The following is an 18772-nucleotide window of genomic DNA, read 5'->3' on the forward strand; positions in this document are numbered from 1 at the left end:
CAAGGTATCTAGAGAGGGCCCAGCAAGGTATCTTTTTTTTCCACAGATGCCCCATGATCACTATCATAATTTTCCATAGCTAGAAATTAACCGTGTTAAGTCGATAGGTTATAACCGAATATTTGACCATGTACGCGTACAGAAGGAAAACACAAGGTATCTTTTTTTTCCATTAATGGAAAAAGCCGTGTCACTATCACTTTTTTACAGATATCACTTTTTACCACAGGTCAGAGTATCAATTTCTTCCAGAGCATCAATTACATTTTTCCACCCAGTGTATCAATTTTTTCCATAGCTGGTATCACTGTTTTCCTTTTTGCTATCACTATTTTCCTTTTCCTTTTCGCAACGTACCGATTTTCAAAGAACAACAACTCTCCTTGTATTGTAATGTTTTGTGATGTTTCAAAATACATAACAACACAATAAAAACGCTGAAGCTGCCTAGTACACCTGACACATTGGAACCACACTAAATAATGCCCATCAATGACTTCATAGCAATCCACTGCATTAATCCTGCAGTCCGCATCAATGGTCTTCTCGGTAAGTTCCGATCTTCATATCAAGTTTTGCAATAAGCGGAGCCCAATCATGGACACTTCAACGAGCTCCACAAACACTTCATGGACAAATTAGGGAAACCAGCCTGGCTAATAACAATTCTTATCGATATATGGCGCCAATGTACCCCTAAAACGTCCATTAACACCCCTGCAATAGCCCCTATTTTGTCCACATTTAAACCTGGATCCCTAAAATGTCCATGAAAGAACATGAAAAACGCCTTGCCGTGTCCATAATGGACTCAGAACACAAATCACTGCCCCTAAAATGTCCATGATATAACAAACCACAAATGAGCCGCGAAGAAAACAACCGATCAATTGGGCATTTACGCGCGTCAATAGTTAGTAGTCGCACCAGTGTAAATAGTAACCAATGAAAACATACACAACAAATGACTAGACAGGGGGGGTATGTCATGACATAATTCCGGCCGGAGGTGAATTTTGGAAGAACAAATGTCATTGGTGATCGGTGGAGTACCCATAACACCAGATTCATCATACGAGCTCAAGAAACATAGCGCGGTGACCCAGATCAGCAATCGCATATCACTCATGCAACGGAAAAGTTACAATCTGCTTCTTTATTTTGCACGAGAACAGGCTCTTAAAAATCCTGACCTGGAAATGTACTCCGTGAACATCAATAAACTGAGATCCATTGGAGGGGTACTGATAAAAGACACAAAACATATCCGGGAATCGCTACGAGAATTAATGACCGTGGTTGTCGACCACAACATCCTCGGAAAAGACAAGCAAGGAGATTGGGGTGCCTTTGTTTTGCTACCGGAAGTTAACGTCAAGAATAGTGAAATCACCTTTGCTCTCCCCCCCTCGATAAAAAATGCCCTACTCAACCCCAGAATGTACGCCCGCATAAATTTGGCGATTACACGAGGCCTGTCTTCCAAGTACGCACTAGCGCTGTACGAGATGGCGCGAGACTACATTGCGGTCACAATACCTCGCATGACCCTGAAAACATTTCGGAAACTAATGGGAGTCGAAGACAGTCTCTATGTTAATTTTCCTGATCTGAGGCGTCGCGTTATCGAGCCCGCCATGAAAGAGATAAATACAAAAACTGACCTGCGAATTGAGATCGAATATATAAAGGACGGTAGAAAAATACTTGGAATACAATTTACAGCTACAGAGCAAAGAGATAAGCTGGATGATATGCTTATAGATGATGCACTGACACAAGTAATAGAACGAATATGCAATGTTCCAGAGCTATCAGATAATGATAAATTCATGCTATTGGTGCGAGGAAAATTAAAAGATCATGGACTTGATTATGTATTATCAAATATTGAGTATGCGTTGACTAGAGCAAAACAGAACAAGGAAGCATATACAGTTGCTGCACTAGAAGAGGACTTCGCTGCTGGCGATAGAGCTAAGGCAACCTATATTAACAAAAGAGAAGTGGCTATCGCTGCACAAAGAGAAAAGGAATCTAGTGATGTAGAGACTGAATTCGAAATAAGAAAGAAAAAGTACATTGACTATTTCAATGCTCTAGACGAAGACGATCAGCTGGAAATTATCTCACAGATCAGCGGTCATTATTACTCCGGCACAAGAGAATCAAGAATAGTGTCGTACTTGCAAAACAAAAGGGATATTGTGCTCTGAATGTCCCAGCAATAGTGTCTTAACACGAAGAAAGGCGGCATGGTCTGATATCCACGCCGCCTTTCTTCGTTAATACAGTTTTGCTGTTTGTTAATCTGGAGTAAAACTCAAGAAGTCATCAATATTAAGCTTTCTATTTTCTTTAGTCACGGGGGCTTCCTTTTTAGCAGCACTCTTCTCTCGCTTAGGAGAGGGATCGGGTGATATCCCTTTAGACATGATCTCTATGGAGGCCTGTCCGTCTTTTGTGCGCAGATAATGGCTCAGCGCGTCAGTTACCAATCTAGCCATTTTACGGCCTTTCCTGGTCTGCTCTAAGGCCTTTACTGTAAGCGGATCAGTAATGTCGACCTTAATCACGAATTTCATTACCCCTCCAGGAATGACCTGAACCCACGAGCATTGGCGTATTCCGGCTCAGGCAGGATTTTAACCTCGATTTTATCTGAACCGATCTTACCTCTCAAATGATTGCTCCCCCCGCCAAAGAATATAATGGTTTCAAGTGGGCGAGTAATGCTGATATTGGCTCGCACATCTTCCATAATCTCCGCAAGAATGGCTTCCATGTATTCACCTGCCGCAGATTTTATTTCAGGCAGCAAGTCGATTTTGTCAGTACCATTAGTAATATAACCCTGCTCCATAAGCCTTGAAAGTTCAACAGGAGTCATTGACAACCCTGTAGTAAAGTCGGCAATCTTTGGCATTAAATAGTTTGATGCCAGCTGAGATATGCCACGTTTATATAAGGTGTCAGTAAATACAACTTTCGATCTTTTAGGATCGAACAAAGTATAGATCAGAGTGTTAAACCCCAGGTCAATGCCCAATACAAGGCCTGTTTTCTCCTTACCATCTGTTATCATATATGAACGAATCCCACCAATACCTTGCGGAAGAACAGTAACATCCTTGACTCGCTCCGATATAAGAGAAGTTTTAAGCGCATCAACAGCACCACCTTTTATCTTTGACTGCTCTTCATAAAATTGCACAGGGAGACCGACCCCAACCTTTACTGCTCCCTTTACGCCTGCTTCATCAAGACACTTCTCCAGAAAAAAACGATAGTGCTTGACCAGATGTTGAGGTGTCCGCAAATAAGCAACACCACCTGGATTATCCAGGGCATCCTCTCCGATCAACGGATCTTCTCCGCCTCCCCTGTTCTGGTAAACAGAGAGGACCCGCCCCTTTTTCCCTCCTGATATCCATTTGGCAGAGGAAAAACCCAGATCACAGACGAAGCATTTCACATCATTTTTCGGTTCAGCTATCGGTTCAGCCATCAATTATCTCCTTTGTTAACCTATTGGTATGCCTACAGGTATACTAACTAGTATACTTGGGCGAAAAAGTCAAGTCAGAAAACAAATAAAGTATACCTAGAAGCATACTTCTAGGTATACCAACAAGCGTACCCATAGATATACAAGAATGTGCTAAGTATCTGACATGATTCTATCAATCGCGTCAGATAGCCGAATTATACCTTTGTGAATCCACCAAACTCGCTCCATGTCCTTCAGAGCTTCGCCCCGAGTGCGCCCAATCCCCTCAACGTCATCTTCGCCATAGATTGAGGCCACGAAATGCTGTCCGGTATTGCTCCAGGCAATTGACACTACCTGCTTAGTTTCTGGCTGAAGCAGGCCAGTTTTAAGCCTAATAATCGGTTGGTTCGTGATGGCGCTGATTGGGAAGATCTTTTCGTACTGATCGGGGAAATCGCGTCTGAATGCCCTATGGATTTGATCAGCCATTTCGTCACCAGGAGGTGGGGCACTGGCCTGGAGTGCGTCCGTAACCACAACAGGATCAAAACCCCAAACATGACACCACATGTAAAACGAAAACTGTTTGGTAATGAAAACATCTGCGACCTGCTCCGGTAGATTATTTTTGCGAGACCGACCTCGACTCATGGGGGGAAAGATGCCTTCCCTGCGGAGCACCGTGTAAAAATAATCAGCCTTGGTGCTGCCGGTAACGCGTGCGATTTCCATGATACTCAAACCCGATTTATATGCTTCAAAAATCAGATCGCAATACTTCTGTCTTGCCTCCTCTGTCCTGCCCTTGATACCGAAGTCTGCCGCCATGTGCCTCATTCCTCCCAAATTCCCGATTATATTTTATGAAAGTATTATACGTATAAAATATAATACTTATTTTCAGCCAGAGATCAAAAAAATAAAATATTTTATTTATTCTAAATATAATACTTATTTTTACCCCCTTTCTCCAGGGAGCATCGTCTGAATGTCTTCGGAAGATTATTTCACTCGACCCTGCATACCAAATCCGACCAGTCAAGAAGCGCCCCTGCAAGCGATAAGCGTGGATATAAAAACCACCAGGTCCAAGCGCCTCAACAGGGGCTGTCAATTCAAATCCGCGGCATCACGATTTCGTCTTGTGGGATAAATGTCATAAGGCGGCGGGGTGGTCCAGAAACAAAACACGTCATCACGAGCGCAGAAGAGGGGGTAGGGGTTGTTGTTGTTGTTGTTGCACGAGGCAGGTGGGTGTCAGGGTTGCTGTGGAAAGGGGCCTTAAAACTTAAATTTTAGGGCCCCTCTGGTGGTGAGTAAGCTTGGATTGGCTATCTCAGGCGGCAGACTGTCTTCGAGGTGAGGATTCGCTGTGAGGCCTGATTGGTGTGGCAGAAGATAGATTTTCGATTGATACGATCTGTAAGGAGAAGAGCCTGGCGATCTTGCTGCGTACTCGCTTGAACATGGCCACTGCGGATGGTTCCGTAATACCGATTAAAGCCCCGGCTTCGTCCATGCTGTGATAACCGGACTTGCTCAGTCCAAGGAGAGCGGTTAAAAACCTCTGCTCTTTTGGTGTCAGGTAAGGCTTGACGGCCCAAAATACGGATTCGGATTTGGCCTGAGTCGACTTGTCAGCCGGTGGTGCATTCCCTGTAAATGCCTCATTGATTTCGCAGCAGAGGTACGAGGGGATCGACTCTGACCCCCTGTGGTTGCCTGGATTAGGAACTATCTCACGTATCAGTAGTTTGTATTGCGCCCAAAATGTCATCTCGAACTTTGCGGCCAGGGGCTCCGTGGAAATAAACACAGATGAGAGCGCTGCCTGGTTCGCGCAGCTGATCAGGTCCTCAACGTCATAAGGGCAGCAGCCGAGAAACTGTTTTGAGAACCCGATGATGGCTTTTCGGTTCTGCTCGACCCATACAATTGCGTCGTCAAACGTCATTGTCATCCTCCCCCGCAAAATACACAACAAAATGTTGCTTACCACAGCCGCGACATTGTCGTCAAACAATTAAATCAGGTTAAGTGGGAGAAGTGTGGTGGCCTGGCTTTTAGGGCGAGAGCGAATAAAATAATGGTCGACAGCTAAAAAAACGTATGATAGCAATGATATAAACGCTTCATAGATATTGGCCTTGTGTAAAGAATGTGAAAAAATTCACAAGGGTACGCTAACTGAATATTGTGCATAAGTCGGTGTACTTAGCAACAAAACGTTATGTATAAAAATATTGAGATGAAAGGGTGTGAATATTTTCACACAACGGTCGCAAGATGTCTGTGCAGTAATATCGGGTAAGAGGAATGGAATGATGGCCAGGGGTAGGGTAGGGGCTGCAGATTTTATGAGGATTTATTAGCCTTCAGGCGCTTGTTGACGGCCGTTCTGGAGATGCCGAGCATATCTGCCATCACGCCTTGGTTACCAGATGCTCTGCGACAAGCTTCACTGATGAGGATATCTTGAACTTCTGATAGGGTGGGGAGTCTTGGTCCGGTGAATTTGACCAACTGGGTATCGTGAGGAAGGATGGTTGCGTAGTCTGATATTCTTTCTTTGAAGGTCTCCATGGAAAGAACACCAGACGAGTGAGACAGGACAGCCTCGAAGACCATATCGCGCAATTCCTGCACATTGCGCGGAAACTCATATACCCCAAGAAGGGTTAGCAACTCTGGAGGTATTGTAGGCCTCGATTTGCCGTAGTTCCTCGAAGCCTCTTCCAAAAAGCAGTCCAATAATACCGGCAGATCTTCTCGTCTCTCTCGCAAAGCAGGAATTTCGACGGTATGCGAACTGAATTTCATCATGAGTTGTTTCATGCCCGAAATTTCATCGATCGGGACACCTGCAGACGCAACAATGCGACCCGTGAACCATTTGGACTTCAAGGATTGCAGTGGTGAGAACTGGGATGATTCCAGCAGATTAGTAAGGAAGCATTCGCCAGACCGGGTGAGATGCTCTATACCCTCCAAATAAATCGTCCCTCCTCCTGCCTTCTCCAGCAAACTATCACCTCTGCGGTATCCGCTTAGGGCATCGGGAAAAAAATCGCCATGTTCTAATATTTTACAGTAAACAAACTGACCTTCACGCTTACCGGTAGCGTGGAGGGCCTTAGCAAAAGTGGCCTTCCCTGTGCCATACTCCCCTGTAAAAAGAAGGGGTTCGGAAGATTGGGCAATTGCTTCCAAGTAACGAAAGATCCGTAACATTCGGAGGGATCTGGTCCATAATCCAGCAAACGATCCTCCCACAGAAACCATCTGACTGGTCTCATTCAGAAAACCAGAATTTAGTAGACGATTTTCCTGTAGGGTTTCCCGATGTTTTATCGCTCGCAACACGCCTGACAGAACTTGGTTTATATCAACTGATTTTACAAAATAGTCAAAAGCTCCGCGTTGCATACACCTGACGGCTATGTCAACTTGGTCGCTCCCGGTCAGCAAAATAACCGGAATGTCCGGATACTCTGTTTTGATGTTCATGAGCAACTGATCACCCATGATACGGGGCATTGTAAAATCCAGAATGACGATCGTGACCGGTCGGGACACTAAAATTGACATAACTTCTTCTGGCTTGCTACAGGGGATCACGTTCGTAACCCCAAGCTTCCTCTTCAACTGAAACGAAAAGCTTTTGAGCCAAATTTCATCATCGTCAATTACTAAAACCGGATTTATCGGAAAAACGCCACTCATTAAACACCTGTAGTAAAGAGTCAAAAATAAAAATTGAGCGGGAATGTGCCACAGTGCGCCATTAATTTCAATACATTCTGCATATTTTATGGTATCTAGTCCATTTAAGACAAAGAGCTATCAATATGCCACTACTGACTACCACAGAGATCATAGAGAGACTCAAGGACGTATTGAACGTTAAAAGTGATGGCGAAGTCGCCGACTTTCTGCGTATTAAACGCCCTGCTCTATCCATGAAGAAGACTAGGAACAGTTCTATCGTGGATGACGTTCTGCACCTGGCGCAGCGAATGGAACTCGATCTGAACCAGATCCTGATCAAGGACAGTAAAGCCTTCCCGGTTTTTTTTCGAGACGAGAGTGGAAACAAAACTAATGAAATACACCTGAGCAGGGCTTTCCTTGAAGCCAGGGGACTAGATCCTGAATCTCTGATCGTCATAAATCAAGAGGGCCAGCTTTTTGACAATCTCCACCTGGTCGATACACGAGTGACTAGGATCAACTCAGATGGCATTTATGCTATTGCCACAGAAAATAATGTACTCCTGAAACAAGCGACCATCCGGCTGGATGGGTCCATCCTTTTTCCAAGCCGTATTCCAGAAATCCCCGCAGAAAACATAGATAAATCCTCAGCTAAAACCCTCCATGTCGTCGGTCGAACAGTACTGATGCTGGCCCCCCCAGATTAGTCTCCCCAGAAAAAAAATCGATTTAATTGCACCAAATAATCTAAGTCCTTGCCAGATATACAGTATGAGGGGGATTTGCCTCATACACCTATGCGACGACTAATTCCAATCATACTGAGCCTAATTTTGTCACCCAATGCCGGATGGGGATTTTGTTTCGAGGAAGCTGGGCAAACGTATGGAATCTCCCCCGAGATTCTCTACAACATTGCGAGTGTGGAATCAGGCTTCAACCCTTATGCAGTCAACAAGAACAAAAATGGGAGTTATGACTACGGTCTCATGCAGATCAATTCGATCTGGGCAAAGAAATTGGGGACCGAAAGATGGAAGGCGCTATCTGACCCATGCACCAATGTCATGACTGGAGCCTGGATTCTTTCCCAGTGTATCTCAAGCTACGGATACACATGGAGAGGAATTGGCTGCTACAACAGCCGCACCCCTGAACTCAACAAGATCTATGCGCGGAAGATTTTCGCGTCAATTGTAAAGCATCGGAAACTGGCCACCCAAACATCGCTCATCGCGTCAGCAAAAAAACCAGAGGAACTGAGCGAACAAGGCCAGATTACTCCATGGGAAGAGATCATCAGTCATGATGATTCCAAATGAACTGACCGATTGTTACAGCGATCTGCAACCAGCCGATATATACGGTGCGATCGAGATAGCCGCTATCACTGTGCTGTCTAGAGCCTTTGATATGGGGGTCACCGCAACATATTTACCTGACGATGGGTTGCAAATCACAGGCATGCCGCACATAGGTGATCCGGTTGAGATCACGCACGACAGAATCGGGAAGAAACTCAGGCGCCATCTACTCTACGCGATCGAACACGAATTACAGACCAGGCAAACTGTGTACGAGGCTGAGCGCTTGCGTCAATTGCAGGGGAAAGTCCTGACAGGGTTCCCATCCGGATTGGACCCGGATGGTAGTGTACGGGTAGAGATGGATTTGAGTAGTCAGTTTCGGCGGTACATCCTTCTGGGAACATGCCCACGGCGATACCAACCTCTTCACGAGAGGGATACTTACCTCCGCGGGAAAGAATATAGCTGGTACGTCTGCAGCGTGCTGCCTGTAACAAATCATCGGCAGACCAAAGTCCGTATCGTACTCAGCAGGACCAGTAAGCAGTTACCAGCAATACTGTTGCGACAGAGAAGCGGGATCGAGAGAATCATCTGTCTCTCCCGGATACCAGGCGGGCCGGCTGATATCGTTACTGCGCAGAAAATTCCCAAGGACATAATCAATTCTGTCGGCAAGGAGACTGGGGACATATATCGTGTTCGGATTCTTAAAACCCAAATATAACAACAGCAGCACTGCAAATAAAAGGGCAGGGGAACTACTGATCGGGCAAGGTGTCAACCTGGACAACCCAACAGTCCTCCAACCCATCTACGTGAGCGAAGAACATCGCCGGCGCGGAATGATGGTGGTCGGCACAACCGGTGTCGGCAAAACGAGACTGGAAGAGAATTTCATCGAGGACGATATCCTGACAGGTAAATCCGTTGTGTGTATCGATCCAAAAGGCGATCAAAGTCTGTTCGCGAAAATATACGACGTGGCTCGAAGAGCGAAGCGTCTTGATGAGATCCAGCTGGTCACTGTCATCTATCCTGAACATTCAGCTGTTATCGATCCCATGGCCTACTACTTCATGGTGGATGAGCTCGTGGGACACATCGTTGCCGCAATACCTCCGTCCAAGGAAGAGTTTTTCCGGCAACTGGCCACCGCGATTTCCACCGTCGCCATCACCGCAAACATCATAATCGCCAACCACAGCGGTACTGTCCCAAACCAGAACCTTGACCACCTCAGGCAGTGTGTTCGGAGACAGAGCCTGGAAGAGACAAAGAACACTCTGCTTGGCATCGGTACGACCGAAGCGACTCGGATTGCAAGCATGATTGACGACCTCATGTGCAGCGACCAGGAACACTTCGCTAAAGTATCAATGTCTTTGTCGACCACACTCATGACTCTCAGCAGTGGGAATATCGGGAAAATCATCGGGCAAGCCGATTCGAATCGGTTCATGAAGCGACTAGAGCAAGGGAAGCGAGTAATCCTGGTGGTCCACACCGGGGCCCTCATGGTTCGGTCCGCGTCATCTGTGTTGGGCCGCTTGCTGATCTCCATGATACAGGGGCTTATCGGCCGGACATACAACTCAAGCAAACAGAAGCTTGATATCCCTCTGTCGATTCACATCGACGAAGCCCACAACGTCCTTTATGACGGCTTTGAGAATCTAACCGCAATGGCCGGCTCCGCGAACGTCATGACTACTCTGTACATTCAGGACATAGCCCAACTCAAGGCCGCCATGAAAAGCGAGGACCTCGCCCAGGTGGTTCTCAATACATGCAACACAAAAATATTCTTGCGGTGTCCTGATGCAGTGACCAGTGAATATGTGGTTAAGCATTTCGGAACTCGCAACGTCCTGAGCGGCATCTACGGGACCAATCAGGTCACTACACGTGAAATTGAGCAAGAAGCCGTAAAGACCTACGAAGTGTTGTCGCTCCAACCCCGCGAATTCCTCATGACCTCATACAGCGGGCGTTTTAAGGGAACAACTGCTGAAATATCCGAATCACGACTCAAAATCATCTTCCCCTCTGCACCCGGTGATCTTTCCCAGGCACAGGAAGAGGAGAGGGAAGAGGAAGAGATCATCTGATGGATCGGTCTTACATATTTCTTGGCGTAGCTACAGTATGCGGACTTGGGGTCGCATTGAGCGTCCGTTCTCTTTTTTCTGAGTCTGGCGTTGTGCGACATGAATCCGAAAAAACTACTCTGGATGTACCAGTGCCAGGTGGGGTTTTGAAAGATCAAGAGCATAACAGCGACATTGAGCGCCTCGAAGAAATCAGTTGGTTGTGGGCCGCCAAAGAGATCTACCTGTCAAAAATATCGTTTCTGTGGCGTGAAACGGAAGATGATGCGGAAAAAGCCAGGAACATTGTTCGGCCGACATTCAAGCATGCTGAAATCAGCAGATTTTATGACGAATTTGTTTCTAAACCGATCGTGAAGGGGAGCCGCCGTACAGTCATTTTAAAACTCTTGATGCTCCTCGACACCGATGGTGATTGCCCGTCAGTCATTGGCAAAGGCAAGGAGGCATACAAGCATGAGGCCGAAAAAGAAATTGGCGATGAGCTTTACCAGTTCCTCTCGCGGGTTCCTCTGTGGAAACATTCTCTCCTTGTTGCCCGGAAGTACGTCGCCAAATTCCAGCATGATGTACTACTGCCTGACGCCTTAATTGTCTCACTTGGACACGATATCGGGAAGATCCCACGGTATTACGGGAAAATCTATAAGTCCGGTGATCATGCCGCCCTGTCGACCAACATACTTAATGGGGTACCGGAATATGCGGCCTTGCCCAACCGGACCGACTTGAACAAGATCATCATGAGTCACCACTTGCTCGTTACCGGGAACCCTCTTGCTGACCATCTCAAGGCTGCAGACGGTGAGGCCCGGACAATAGAAGGGGAAGGATTGATCGCGTGGCTTGATGCAAGAGATGGCGTCTCAAGCGTACTCACCGGAATCGACCCATCCGGAGCAACAAGTGAAGAGGAACCCTCGGCGCCGGCACCAGAGTCTCCAATCAAAGCTGAAGATAAGATGAAACCAGCGAAGGAGAATCATGACCCTCTCACCATCCCTGGTCCAGAAAATGTTCCTGAGGAAAAGAACACCCCATGTAAGATTCCTGCTGCCACAAAAACTGCCTCGGCACCAGAAGCTCCTCCTCAACCATTAGTGCCAAATGTGTATGCGAACGAGAGTGGAGGCAGTCCGACAAAGGGGAAACACATCTGCAAAGAAATGGCATTGCCGGAGTGGTGGGATATGGAAAGACTACTGTCCGGCATCCATAAATCAGTCGATATGATGATCTCCAATAATAACACAGGGAAAACGACTTGGATGGCTGTGTCAGACAACTCCACAGGGTTGGTGTGGGTTGATGAAAGACTGGTTTGGGAAAACCTAAAAAAACTGGCGGCCAACAGAGACACAAAACTACTGCTCGCGGATGCAAACACAGCAGACCGACGCGATTACATCTATACGGCTATCCAGGAGCTCGGTCGCAAGCAAAAAGTCATGACCAGTCTTATGGGAAATGGTTACTACCAAGTCGCCGTCAACGTAATCACTGGTGGTGGCAGGAATATCACTATGTTCCTGATCCCGTTTCACCCCCTGGAATCGTTTGGCGAAACCCTAGCCGCAATGTCTAGCCGCAAAGGAGAGGCGATACAGAGGATGGTGAGCAAAATCGTCCCGAAACAGTTTGAGGTAAAGCAATGCGCAAACGTCTAGTTCTGACTGCAATCCTGTTGTTGGCCACCACGAATACGTGCTTTGGCAGCTACTTCGAGGATTCAGGTAAGGGGTGGTGGTGGTATGACCGGGAACCACCAAAGCAGGATGAGGAGAAGAAAGAAGAAAAGCCGGCAGACTCCCCAAAGAAGGGGCGCAAATATAAGTCGCTCAAAGGGATTACAGAAGAAAAAATGTGGAATATGGATCCACAAGACTTAGGCGAACTCTGGGATGATATGCGTGCCCGGGCATTCCGAAAACCGACTGAATCGAACGTTCGAGACTTTTGGAGAGTCAATGAAGTCACGCGGAAGAAAGCGTATGCTTTCACATCGGCAAGTGATTTTACCTGGCAGCGCAACCCTGAACTGACGACGAAGGGCGATTATCCGATATCAACGCCCGGGCGAAGCGCCCAAGTGGCGATGAGTGAAGCAGAGAAACGACAGACCTTGGCCAACAATCAACATAATTACGCGCTAGTGATGTTCTCAAAACCCGGTTGCCGATATTGCAGCGAACAGGAAGGAATCCTCAGGTGGTTCACTCAGAGTACCGGATGGACCGTGAAAACCGTGGATATTTCACAAAATCCAAGTATGGCGTCGAGATTTGGTGTCACGATAACACCGACAATCATCCTGATCCAGAAAGGGAACCAGGATTTCTTTCCAGTCACTGCAGGCGTGGCATCTGCAGACGAAATAACTGAGCGTACATACAAGGCCGTCCGGTATCTCAACAAGGAGACCACTCCGGAGCAGTTTGACCTCTACGACTATCAGCGTGGAGGAGGTTACGACGTCGGGAAAAAAAGGCGCTGAGGAGGGATTGTGAAAGTCCAGAAAACCACGATACGGAGAGCAGCTGTATGTGTCGCACTCATGTTGCTTACCCTTCCAACAATCGCACGATCAGGGTGGGTGGATGACTGGATAACCAGTAAGCAGAGCGCGAGCCCTTCGTCGTTTCAAGGAGCAACTCGCGGTTATTATACCGGTGGCTCATTCCAAGCTCACTGGAAAGACAGCAACGACTATCTCATGACCGTCTCGACTCCGCATATCAAGTCGGGGTGTGGTGGGATTGATACATTCATGGGTGGTTTTGCGTTTATGGACGTTGACTACCTTGTGCAAAAGTTACAGCGGATAATGTCCGCAGCTCCGGCCGCAGCCTTCGACATTGCACTAAAGGCAGTTTCGCCACAGATCTCCGGGACACTGAAAGAGCTGGGGGCATGGGCTGACGCTCTCAATAATTTGCAGTTGGATGATTGCAAGGCGTCTAAAGCGCTTGTTGCAACAATAGCCTCCCCCGCCTCAAACCTACTGGGTGAAAAAATGCAGTCCGAGCTCAGTTCTGCACAATCAGATTTCTGGACTTCCAGCGGTATGGGTGACCTGTATACGAAGGTCACAGGTCTGTTTAAGTCCGAACAGAAAGACGTTGCTTCTGGCAATGCCAGCACGGCACCTACCATTCAGGCAACAGCACAAGGCTCAATCGCTGGCTGCCCCCAGGAGATAGTTGACCTCTATGGCCAGGGCAGTTTCCTGGACAACATTGCTGCAAAGAAAAATCTACCCACAGCCTATGTGGAGCTGATTCGTGGTTTTGTCGGTGACGTAGAAATAATTCCTCCTGCGACAACTGGCAGTACATTTGTGGCCCGTGTTGTGGACTCATGCGATGACAACGCCAGCCCGGTGGCATTTCTGATGGGCCACACAAGCTCCAAGGCATCACCTACAGCGTCTTGTCAACAGATTACAGACACAAACAGGTCTTTGGTGACGTATTCGGTCAACATGTTGACCAGCATCATCACCAAGATGAAAACGAAGGTAGCCTACTCACTGGCTGAGCAGGATTTCTTGGGAAGCATGCCTCCGGGTGTCTACAATTACCTGAGAGCTGCAGCATCGACAAAAATGGAGTCGGCCACCGTGGCTGAGTTAGCAAATATCGCAAGCAATGCGCTCGCATACTACATGCTGTCGGACCTGTTCATCAAAATCCAGCAGCTGCCTGATGCTGTTGCGCATATAAACTCATCATCGGTTGGGGCAAAGTCTGGAGCCGACCCAGCAACATGCCAACTGAGCCTATTGAATCCGACAAAAGCACAATTCGAAGTGGTCCTTGAAAGGATTCACCAGAAAATGCTTGAGATCAAGGAGAACTACACTGCTGTTATGGCCGAATCGAATACGATCGGAGACCTGCAAAGACGAATGCAGGCTGCTGACGAGACGGTGTATGCAGAATTGAAAGGACGCTTCACCAAAGGGATCGCTGATCACCTTGCAAGACGATAACCACAAACCACAGAGGAGGAAACACCACCATGGCAGGAGAACAGACGAAGGCAGCCACTCCCCCCAGGAATAACAGGCCCCCCAGAGACGCCCGAACTGGCGCCAGCAGTACCAACGGAGAAGAACGGCCAAGGGAAACAGCGCAGGAGCGCAAGATGCGCCTCATCAAAGAGGACCGGTCCTGGAACGTTGTGCGCAACAAAACCCCTGATACCGCTGATACGGTCAATCTTCTGAATACATGTGACGAATTCATGTACCGTCTGCGAATGACGAACTTCGAACGCGGTAAACTGACGTATACCGATCTTCAGGAGTACGTTCAGCGGTACAACCAGGTCAAAGACAGTATCAATGATCTCAATATCGATCTGGCAAAGGCCCTGAGCCTCAACTACAGGCCGCCTCGCGGATTCTCGAACAAAAAGCAGACACCGGCACTCCAGCACGAGGAACAGATTCTGGTTGTTGGTGAGATGGCGGAAATGCCGGCAGCAACCGCATAGGTCTCCTGAACAAAATAGCATGAACGAAAGAAGGCTCCTGATCATCGACCGGGAGCCTTCTTGTTATGGCGTGAATCCCAGTAGCGGTAGATTATCTTTTGTCTGCAAGCCATTGAAGCGAAAAATCATCTGGCTTTTCGTAGGATACGGATCGAAGACCGTGTGCACCAGTCGCCACGTCCAGGGCCCAGGTATTCGTGACCTTGTACTTCCCGCAATTCCCACACACTTCTCGGATTATCACACCCGCTTCATTTGGCCACATACCAGGATAATCTTCACGCCCTCCAACGACCTTGTGAGGAGATTGCCAATCATGGTTTTTACCATCAACACAACCAGGTTCATCCGGATGAAGCGCCACAGTATCGAGATCTTCTTCCCCACTTTCATCGCAGGTAACCTTGACGCTAATCCACATGGTCGTTTCAACATATGGGTAATCAGACCGGTCGATTTTAGTGATCGCAACTTTCAGTGCTTCACTTGAACTTGGTGCCAATGTTGTCCCAGACTCAAATCCATCGACAATTATCCGCCATTCCCGGAACTCCTCACTTCTCGCCAAATCTGATCGAACTGAGCTTAGTTTCGTTTCTGCCAAATGAATTGCGTCGAGAAGTTTTATTTCTATATTGCGCCACTCTTCGGTTTGTAGATCTGCACACTCTTTTAGAGTCCGCCTTTCTCCACCTTGAGCTTCGATATACCACGGCACTTCTGAAGTATCGACTTCGTAATTGTGGTCTTCAAGCTCCATCTTTGCTGCCTTGAGATCTTTTTCGTAGTCCTTGATTCTCTCTCGTATCACAATGTTCCTCGTTATTGATTTTGTGTATTCAACAAACTCTACTACGTCCGACACAGACCTGGGATATATGTTCTTTGTACAACCGTTACTCTATAAAAAACGTAAAATTGCTATTACTCGGATACGTTAATAACGATCTTACGTATCACGAGATAAGAATCAACAAAAAAATAATTCTATAATGATTAATTTAAATTGACTGCGCTTAACTATTCAAAAAATCATGTTTTTCCTTAATTCAGGAAGAATCAGTTCAGCGCCTTGCAATATCAAATCGATAACGAATAAAGGGGGGGCTGGGCACCTGTTCAAACGACTCCAGCAACCAATGACATTTCTGAGTTCTAGATGGACACAATGGGCATGACTTCAGCCTGACACAATCTGTGACTGTCACGCCATTATCACATGAAAACCCCAGTAACAACTATTTTGAGCTATAACAGTTTTAGTCTTTAACATCATAAGCAAATAGCACATAATGTCATATAAATATACTGCTGGGAGAAAACCATCGTGTCACAAACAATCAAGGCCAAGGTCACCGGTTCTCGTGTCTACAACAATAACTGGGTAGTCCTATCATGCGAGCATGGTGGTCGTTCATTCCGTGCAACAGGAAACATACTACAGGATCCGGAATCTATTGTCGGCGTGGTCTGCTCGATGGAAGGCACATGGGACAGCCATGCCCGCTATGGTAAAAGTTTTCGTTTGTCCTCGCTGACACCAGATGGGTCAGAGATGTTCTTTTTTCTGACTCGGGTAGTTAAAGTTGGTGAAAAGCCAGCGCAGTCCATGATTGACATGTTTTCGGATGCTGAGTTGACATCAATTATGGAAACGCCTGCCAGACATAACGAACTCCTGAATGTGAAGGGTATTGGTGGATCTCGCCTGGGCAAAATCATCGGTTCATGGCAGAAATACCGTCACATCAAGATGCTATCCGATTTTCTTTCGCCTTATGGACTCTCCCCTGGCCTTATCACTCGTGTGTATAACCACTTTGAAGACCGTGCCATAGTGATTATCAAGGGGAATCCGTACTCACTTACCCATGTGAACGGAATCGGTTTTAAAAAAGCAGATGATGTTGCGTTACGACTCGGCACCGATCCGCATGACCCTTTTCGCCTGGCAGCCTGTCTGCAATTCGTGATGGCATCAATGGCCGATGACAGTGGGAACACTCTGGTCAAACCCGAAGACGTTATTAGTCAGGCCGCAAAGGAACTGGATAGCGAAAACGGCAGCAACATTGAGAGAATAGAACTTGCCGGCGAACTCGAACAGATGGAGGGGAGAGAAGAGATCGTTCGCTTGGGTGACATGCTTGCTCTGAAACGGCACCATGCCACGGAAAAGCGAATATGCGAGGCTCTACGGCGCAGGGTTGAGTTGCCACCAGTACCCATCAAATCCCCTTCCGAAACCCAGCGGTTCATAGAATCAATAGAACAAAAAATAGGCATCACCTTTTCCGAAGAGCAGGTTGATTCGATCAAAATGGTTGCGGCCGGTCATCGCACTATTGCTGTCACTGGGTACGCCGGAACCGGCAAGAGCACAGTATCAAAAGCCTTGATTCAACTACTACTGTCCAAGTTCGACGAAGATCAGGTCTGCTGCATGGCGCTTTCCGGTATTGCCTCAGACAGAATCAGAACCCTCTCCGGATTCAACTCTTTCACGATACATTCGGCATTAGGTTGGAGGGGACAAGAGTTTGAACATGGCCCGGATAACCAGCTTGGTTACCAGGTAATCGTCTTGGATGAAGGCAGTATGGTGAACTCGTTTATCATGAGGAATTTGATTGAGGCGGTTGACCGGGATGCTGTCCTGATTCTGATGGGAGATCCTGGGCAGCTTCCCCCCATTGGCGCCGGCGATCCGTTTCGCAACATCATCGAGAGCGGCATTATTCCTGTGGCTCGATTGACCCGAATTTACCGTCAATCAGATGATTCCGTGCTTTCGTTTTTCGCTAACGATATCCGCAGAGGAGTGGTGCCAACAGGTTATCTCCAGGAAGAAGGATTCAAGGATTTTCAGTTTGTCCAAAAGAATCTACCAGGGAATTACTTCCGGTTATCCGACAAGGACAAGGTTCCGTTGCGCGAAGAAAATAGCCAGCGGATCATTGAATTCATTGAAGCAAAAATGCGTGCGATTTCGCCTTACATTAAAAACCCAATCCTTGATTTTCAGCTTCTGTCGCCGATAAGGAAAGGTCCGCTAGGGACAGAGGCGCTTAATGATGTTGCCCAGCGCGTGTTCAATCCAGGAGAGCATGAGGGGAGAGCCGTGCAAGTCGGCAGTGTAACATTCAAACCTGGCGACAAGGTTGTCCATACACTGAACCGTGATATGCAAATAGTAAAGGCTCACAGCTTGAGCGACTATCACAACAACATCGATTCATCGGAAACCAAAAGAGTTTTCAACGGATCAGTTGGTGTTATTCTTGACGGAGATTCCGATAATCGCGAGCTGCTCGTTGCATACCCCGAAGGATTTATTGCAAAATATGACTCGTTGCTGTTGAGCGCAGGGGTTTTAGAAATGGCCTATGCTCTTACCACTCACAAGTGTCAAGGCAGCGAATACCGCTTTGTCCTGATCCCAATCTCGTCAGCACACACGATCATGCTTACCGCACAGTGGCTCTACACTGCTGTCACGCGAGCAAAACAGAAGGTGCTGATGGTGGGTCAAAAATATATGTTCGAAAGGGCTTGCAAGAGCCTAACCGAGACAAGGAGAACAACGGTTTTGGAAAAACTGATTTCCTTAGCATAAAAACTGAAAAAAATAGTGCAGATTGCAGATACAT

16 protein-coding genes are annotated in these 18772 nt (G+C 47.2%); 10 read left to right on the forward strand and 6 right to left on the reverse strand.

Features of this window, described 5'->3' with window-relative positions; all coding sequences use genetic code 11:
* Nucleotides 1-1016 precede the first annotated feature (1016 nt).
* Complete coding sequence (locus PPRO_RS18830; RefSeq protein WP_011733897.1) at nucleotides 1017-2216, forward strand: replication initiation protein; 1200 nt, start codon at nucleotides 1017-1019, stop codon at nucleotides 2214-2216.
* Between the two features lie 90 nt (nucleotides 2217-2306).
* On the opposite strand, the gene PPRO_RS18835 is transcribed toward PPRO_RS18830, so the two are convergent.
* The 5 genes from PPRO_RS18835 to PPRO_RS18855 all read right to left on the reverse strand — a co-directional run bounded on the left by PPRO_RS18835 (nucleotide 2307) and on the right by PPRO_RS18855 (nucleotide 7216).
* A complete protein-coding gene (locus PPRO_RS18835) occupies nucleotides 2307-2585 on the reverse strand; it encodes a hypothetical protein (protein WP_041533023.1) in 279 nt (92 codons plus the stop codon).
* Entirely contained in the window at nucleotides 2585-3508 is a 924-nt protein-coding gene (locus PPRO_RS18840) for a ParM/StbA family protein (RefSeq protein ID WP_049759860.1), read from the reverse strand. The genes PPRO_RS18835 and PPRO_RS18840 overlap by 1 nt, the downstream gene beginning before the upstream one ends.
* A 153-nt stretch (nucleotides 3509-3661) precedes the next feature.
* Entirely contained in the window at nucleotides 3662-4321 is a 660-nt protein-coding gene (locus tag PPRO_RS18845) for a hypothetical protein (RefSeq protein ID WP_041533024.1), read from the reverse strand.
* Between the two features lie 508 nt (nucleotides 4322-4829).
* Nucleotides 4830-5447 carry a hypothetical protein gene (locus PPRO_RS18850; protein WP_041533025.1) on the reverse strand — a complete coding sequence of 206 codons (618 nt, stop codon included), beginning with the start codon at nucleotides 5445-5447 and terminating at the stop codon, nucleotides 4830-4832.
* 401 nt (nucleotides 5448-5848) lie between these two features.
* Nucleotides 5849-7216 carry a sigma-54-dependent transcriptional regulator gene (locus tag PPRO_RS18855; RefSeq protein ID WP_041533026.1) on the reverse strand — a complete coding sequence of 456 codons (1368 nt, stop codon included), beginning with the start codon at nucleotides 7214-7216 and terminating at the stop codon, nucleotides 5849-5851.
* A 125-nt stretch (nucleotides 7217-7341) separates the two neighbouring features.
* On the opposite strand from PPRO_RS18855, the gene PPRO_RS18860 reads away from it, so the two are divergent.
* The 8 genes from PPRO_RS18860 (at nucleotide 7342) to PPRO_RS18895 (ending at nucleotide 15122) form a co-directional block, all read left to right on the forward strand.
* The gene (locus tag PPRO_RS18860; RefSeq protein WP_011733902.1) at nucleotides 7342-7914 is read left to right on the forward strand and encodes a helix-turn-helix domain-containing protein; all 573 of its coding nucleotides are present in this window, start codon (nucleotides 7342-7344) and stop codon (nucleotides 7912-7914) included.
* Between the two features lie 126 nt (nucleotides 7915-8040).
* A complete protein-coding gene (locus PPRO_RS18865) occupies nucleotides 8041-8529 on the forward strand; it encodes a lytic transglycosylase domain-containing protein (protein ID WP_232286738.1) in 489 nt (162 codons plus the stop codon).
* Nucleotides 8513-9241 carry a hypothetical protein gene (locus PPRO_RS21335; protein ID WP_011733904.1) on the forward strand — a complete coding sequence of 243 codons (729 nt, stop codon included), beginning with the start codon at nucleotides 8513-8515 and terminating at the stop codon, nucleotides 9239-9241. Before PPRO_RS18865 ends, PPRO_RS21335 begins: the two co-directional genes overlap by 17 nt.
* Nucleotides 9213-10625: a type IV secretory system conjugative DNA transfer family protein gene (locus PPRO_RS18875; protein WP_011733905.1), complete on the forward strand. Its 1413-nt coding sequence runs from the start codon at nucleotides 9213-9215 to the stop codon at nucleotides 10623-10625. The genes PPRO_RS21335 and PPRO_RS18875 overlap by 29 nt, the downstream gene beginning before the upstream one ends.
* A gap of 146 nt (nucleotides 10626-10771) precedes the next feature.
* Nucleotides 10772-12292 carry an HD domain-containing protein gene (locus tag PPRO_RS18880; RefSeq protein WP_157040153.1) on the forward strand — a complete coding sequence of 507 codons (1521 nt, stop codon included), beginning with the start codon at nucleotides 10772-10774 and terminating at the stop codon, nucleotides 12290-12292.
* Complete coding sequence (locus PPRO_RS18885) at nucleotides 12277-13119, forward strand: conjugal transfer protein TraF (protein ID WP_011733907.1); 843 nt, start codon at nucleotides 12277-12279, stop codon at nucleotides 13117-13119. Before PPRO_RS18880 ends, PPRO_RS18885 begins: the two co-directional genes overlap by 16 nt.
* Nucleotides 13120-13128: 9 nt before the next feature.
* Complete coding sequence (locus PPRO_RS18890; protein WP_011733908.1) at nucleotides 13129-14616, forward strand: conjugal transfer protein TraH; 1488 nt, start codon at nucleotides 13129-13131, stop codon at nucleotides 14614-14616.
* Nucleotides 14617-14645: 29 nt separating this feature from the next.
* Nucleotides 14646-15122, forward strand: a complete 477-nt coding sequence (locus tag PPRO_RS18895; RefSeq protein WP_011733909.1) for a hypothetical protein — start codon at nucleotides 14646-14648, stop codon at nucleotides 15120-15122.
* Nucleotides 15123-15213: 91 nt separating this feature from the next.
* Here the strand turns inward: PPRO_RS18895 and PPRO_RS20525 are convergent, their stop codons facing one another.
* A complete protein-coding gene (locus tag PPRO_RS20525; protein ID WP_198138379.1) occupies nucleotides 15214-15933 on the reverse strand; it encodes a hypothetical protein in 720 nt (239 codons plus the stop codon).
* A 516-nt stretch (nucleotides 15934-16449) separates the two neighbouring features.
* Here PPRO_RS20525 and PPRO_RS18900 point away from each other — a divergent pair.
* Entirely contained in the window at nucleotides 16450-18738 is a 2289-nt protein-coding gene (locus PPRO_RS18900; RefSeq protein ID WP_157040154.1) for an AAA family ATPase, read from the forward strand.
* The last annotated feature ends 34 nt before the right edge of the window (nucleotides 18739-18772 follow it).

Source organism: Pelobacter propionicus DSM 2379 (assembly GCF_000015045.1).
GTDB classification, from domain to species: domain Bacteria; phylum Desulfobacterota; class Desulfuromonadia; order Geobacterales; family Pseudopelobacteraceae; genus Pseudopelobacter; species Pseudopelobacter propionicus.

Bases quoted from the DNA above. Each gene is read 5' to 3' on its own strand.
- PPRO_RS18885 (WP_011733907.1), top strand. From the start codon at position 12,277: ATGCGCAAACGTCTAGTTCTGACTGCAATCCTGTTGTTGGCCACCACG.
- PPRO_RS18845 (WP_041533024.1), bottom strand. From the start codon at position 4,321: ATGGCGGCAGACTTCGGTATCAAGGGCAGGACAGAGGAGGCAAGACAG.
- PPRO_RS18850 (WP_041533025.1), bottom strand. From the start codon at position 5,447: ATGACGTTTGACGACGCAATTGTATGGGTCGAGCAGAACCGAAAAGCC.
- PPRO_RS18840 (WP_049759860.1), bottom strand. From the start codon at position 3,508: ATGGCTGAACCGATAGCTGAACCGAAAAATGATGTGAAATGCTTCGTC.
- PPRO_RS18835 (WP_041533023.1), bottom strand. From the start codon at position 2,585: ATGAAATTCGTGATTAAGGTCGACATTACTGATCCGCTTACAGTAAAG.
- PPRO_RS18895 (WP_011733909.1), top strand. From the start codon at position 14,646: ATGGCAGGAGAACAGACGAAGGCAGCCACTCCCCCCAGGAATAACAGG.
- PPRO_RS21335 (WP_011733904.1), top strand. From the start codon at position 8,513: ATGATGATTCCAAATGAACTGACCGATTGTTACAGCGATCTGCAACCA.
- PPRO_RS18860 (WP_011733902.1), top strand. From the start codon at position 7,342: ATGCCACTACTGACTACCACAGAGATCATAGAGAGACTCAAGGACGTA.
- PPRO_RS18855 (WP_041533026.1), bottom strand. From the start codon at position 7,216: ATGAGTGGCGTTTTTCCGATAAATCCGGTTTTAGTAATTGACGATGAT.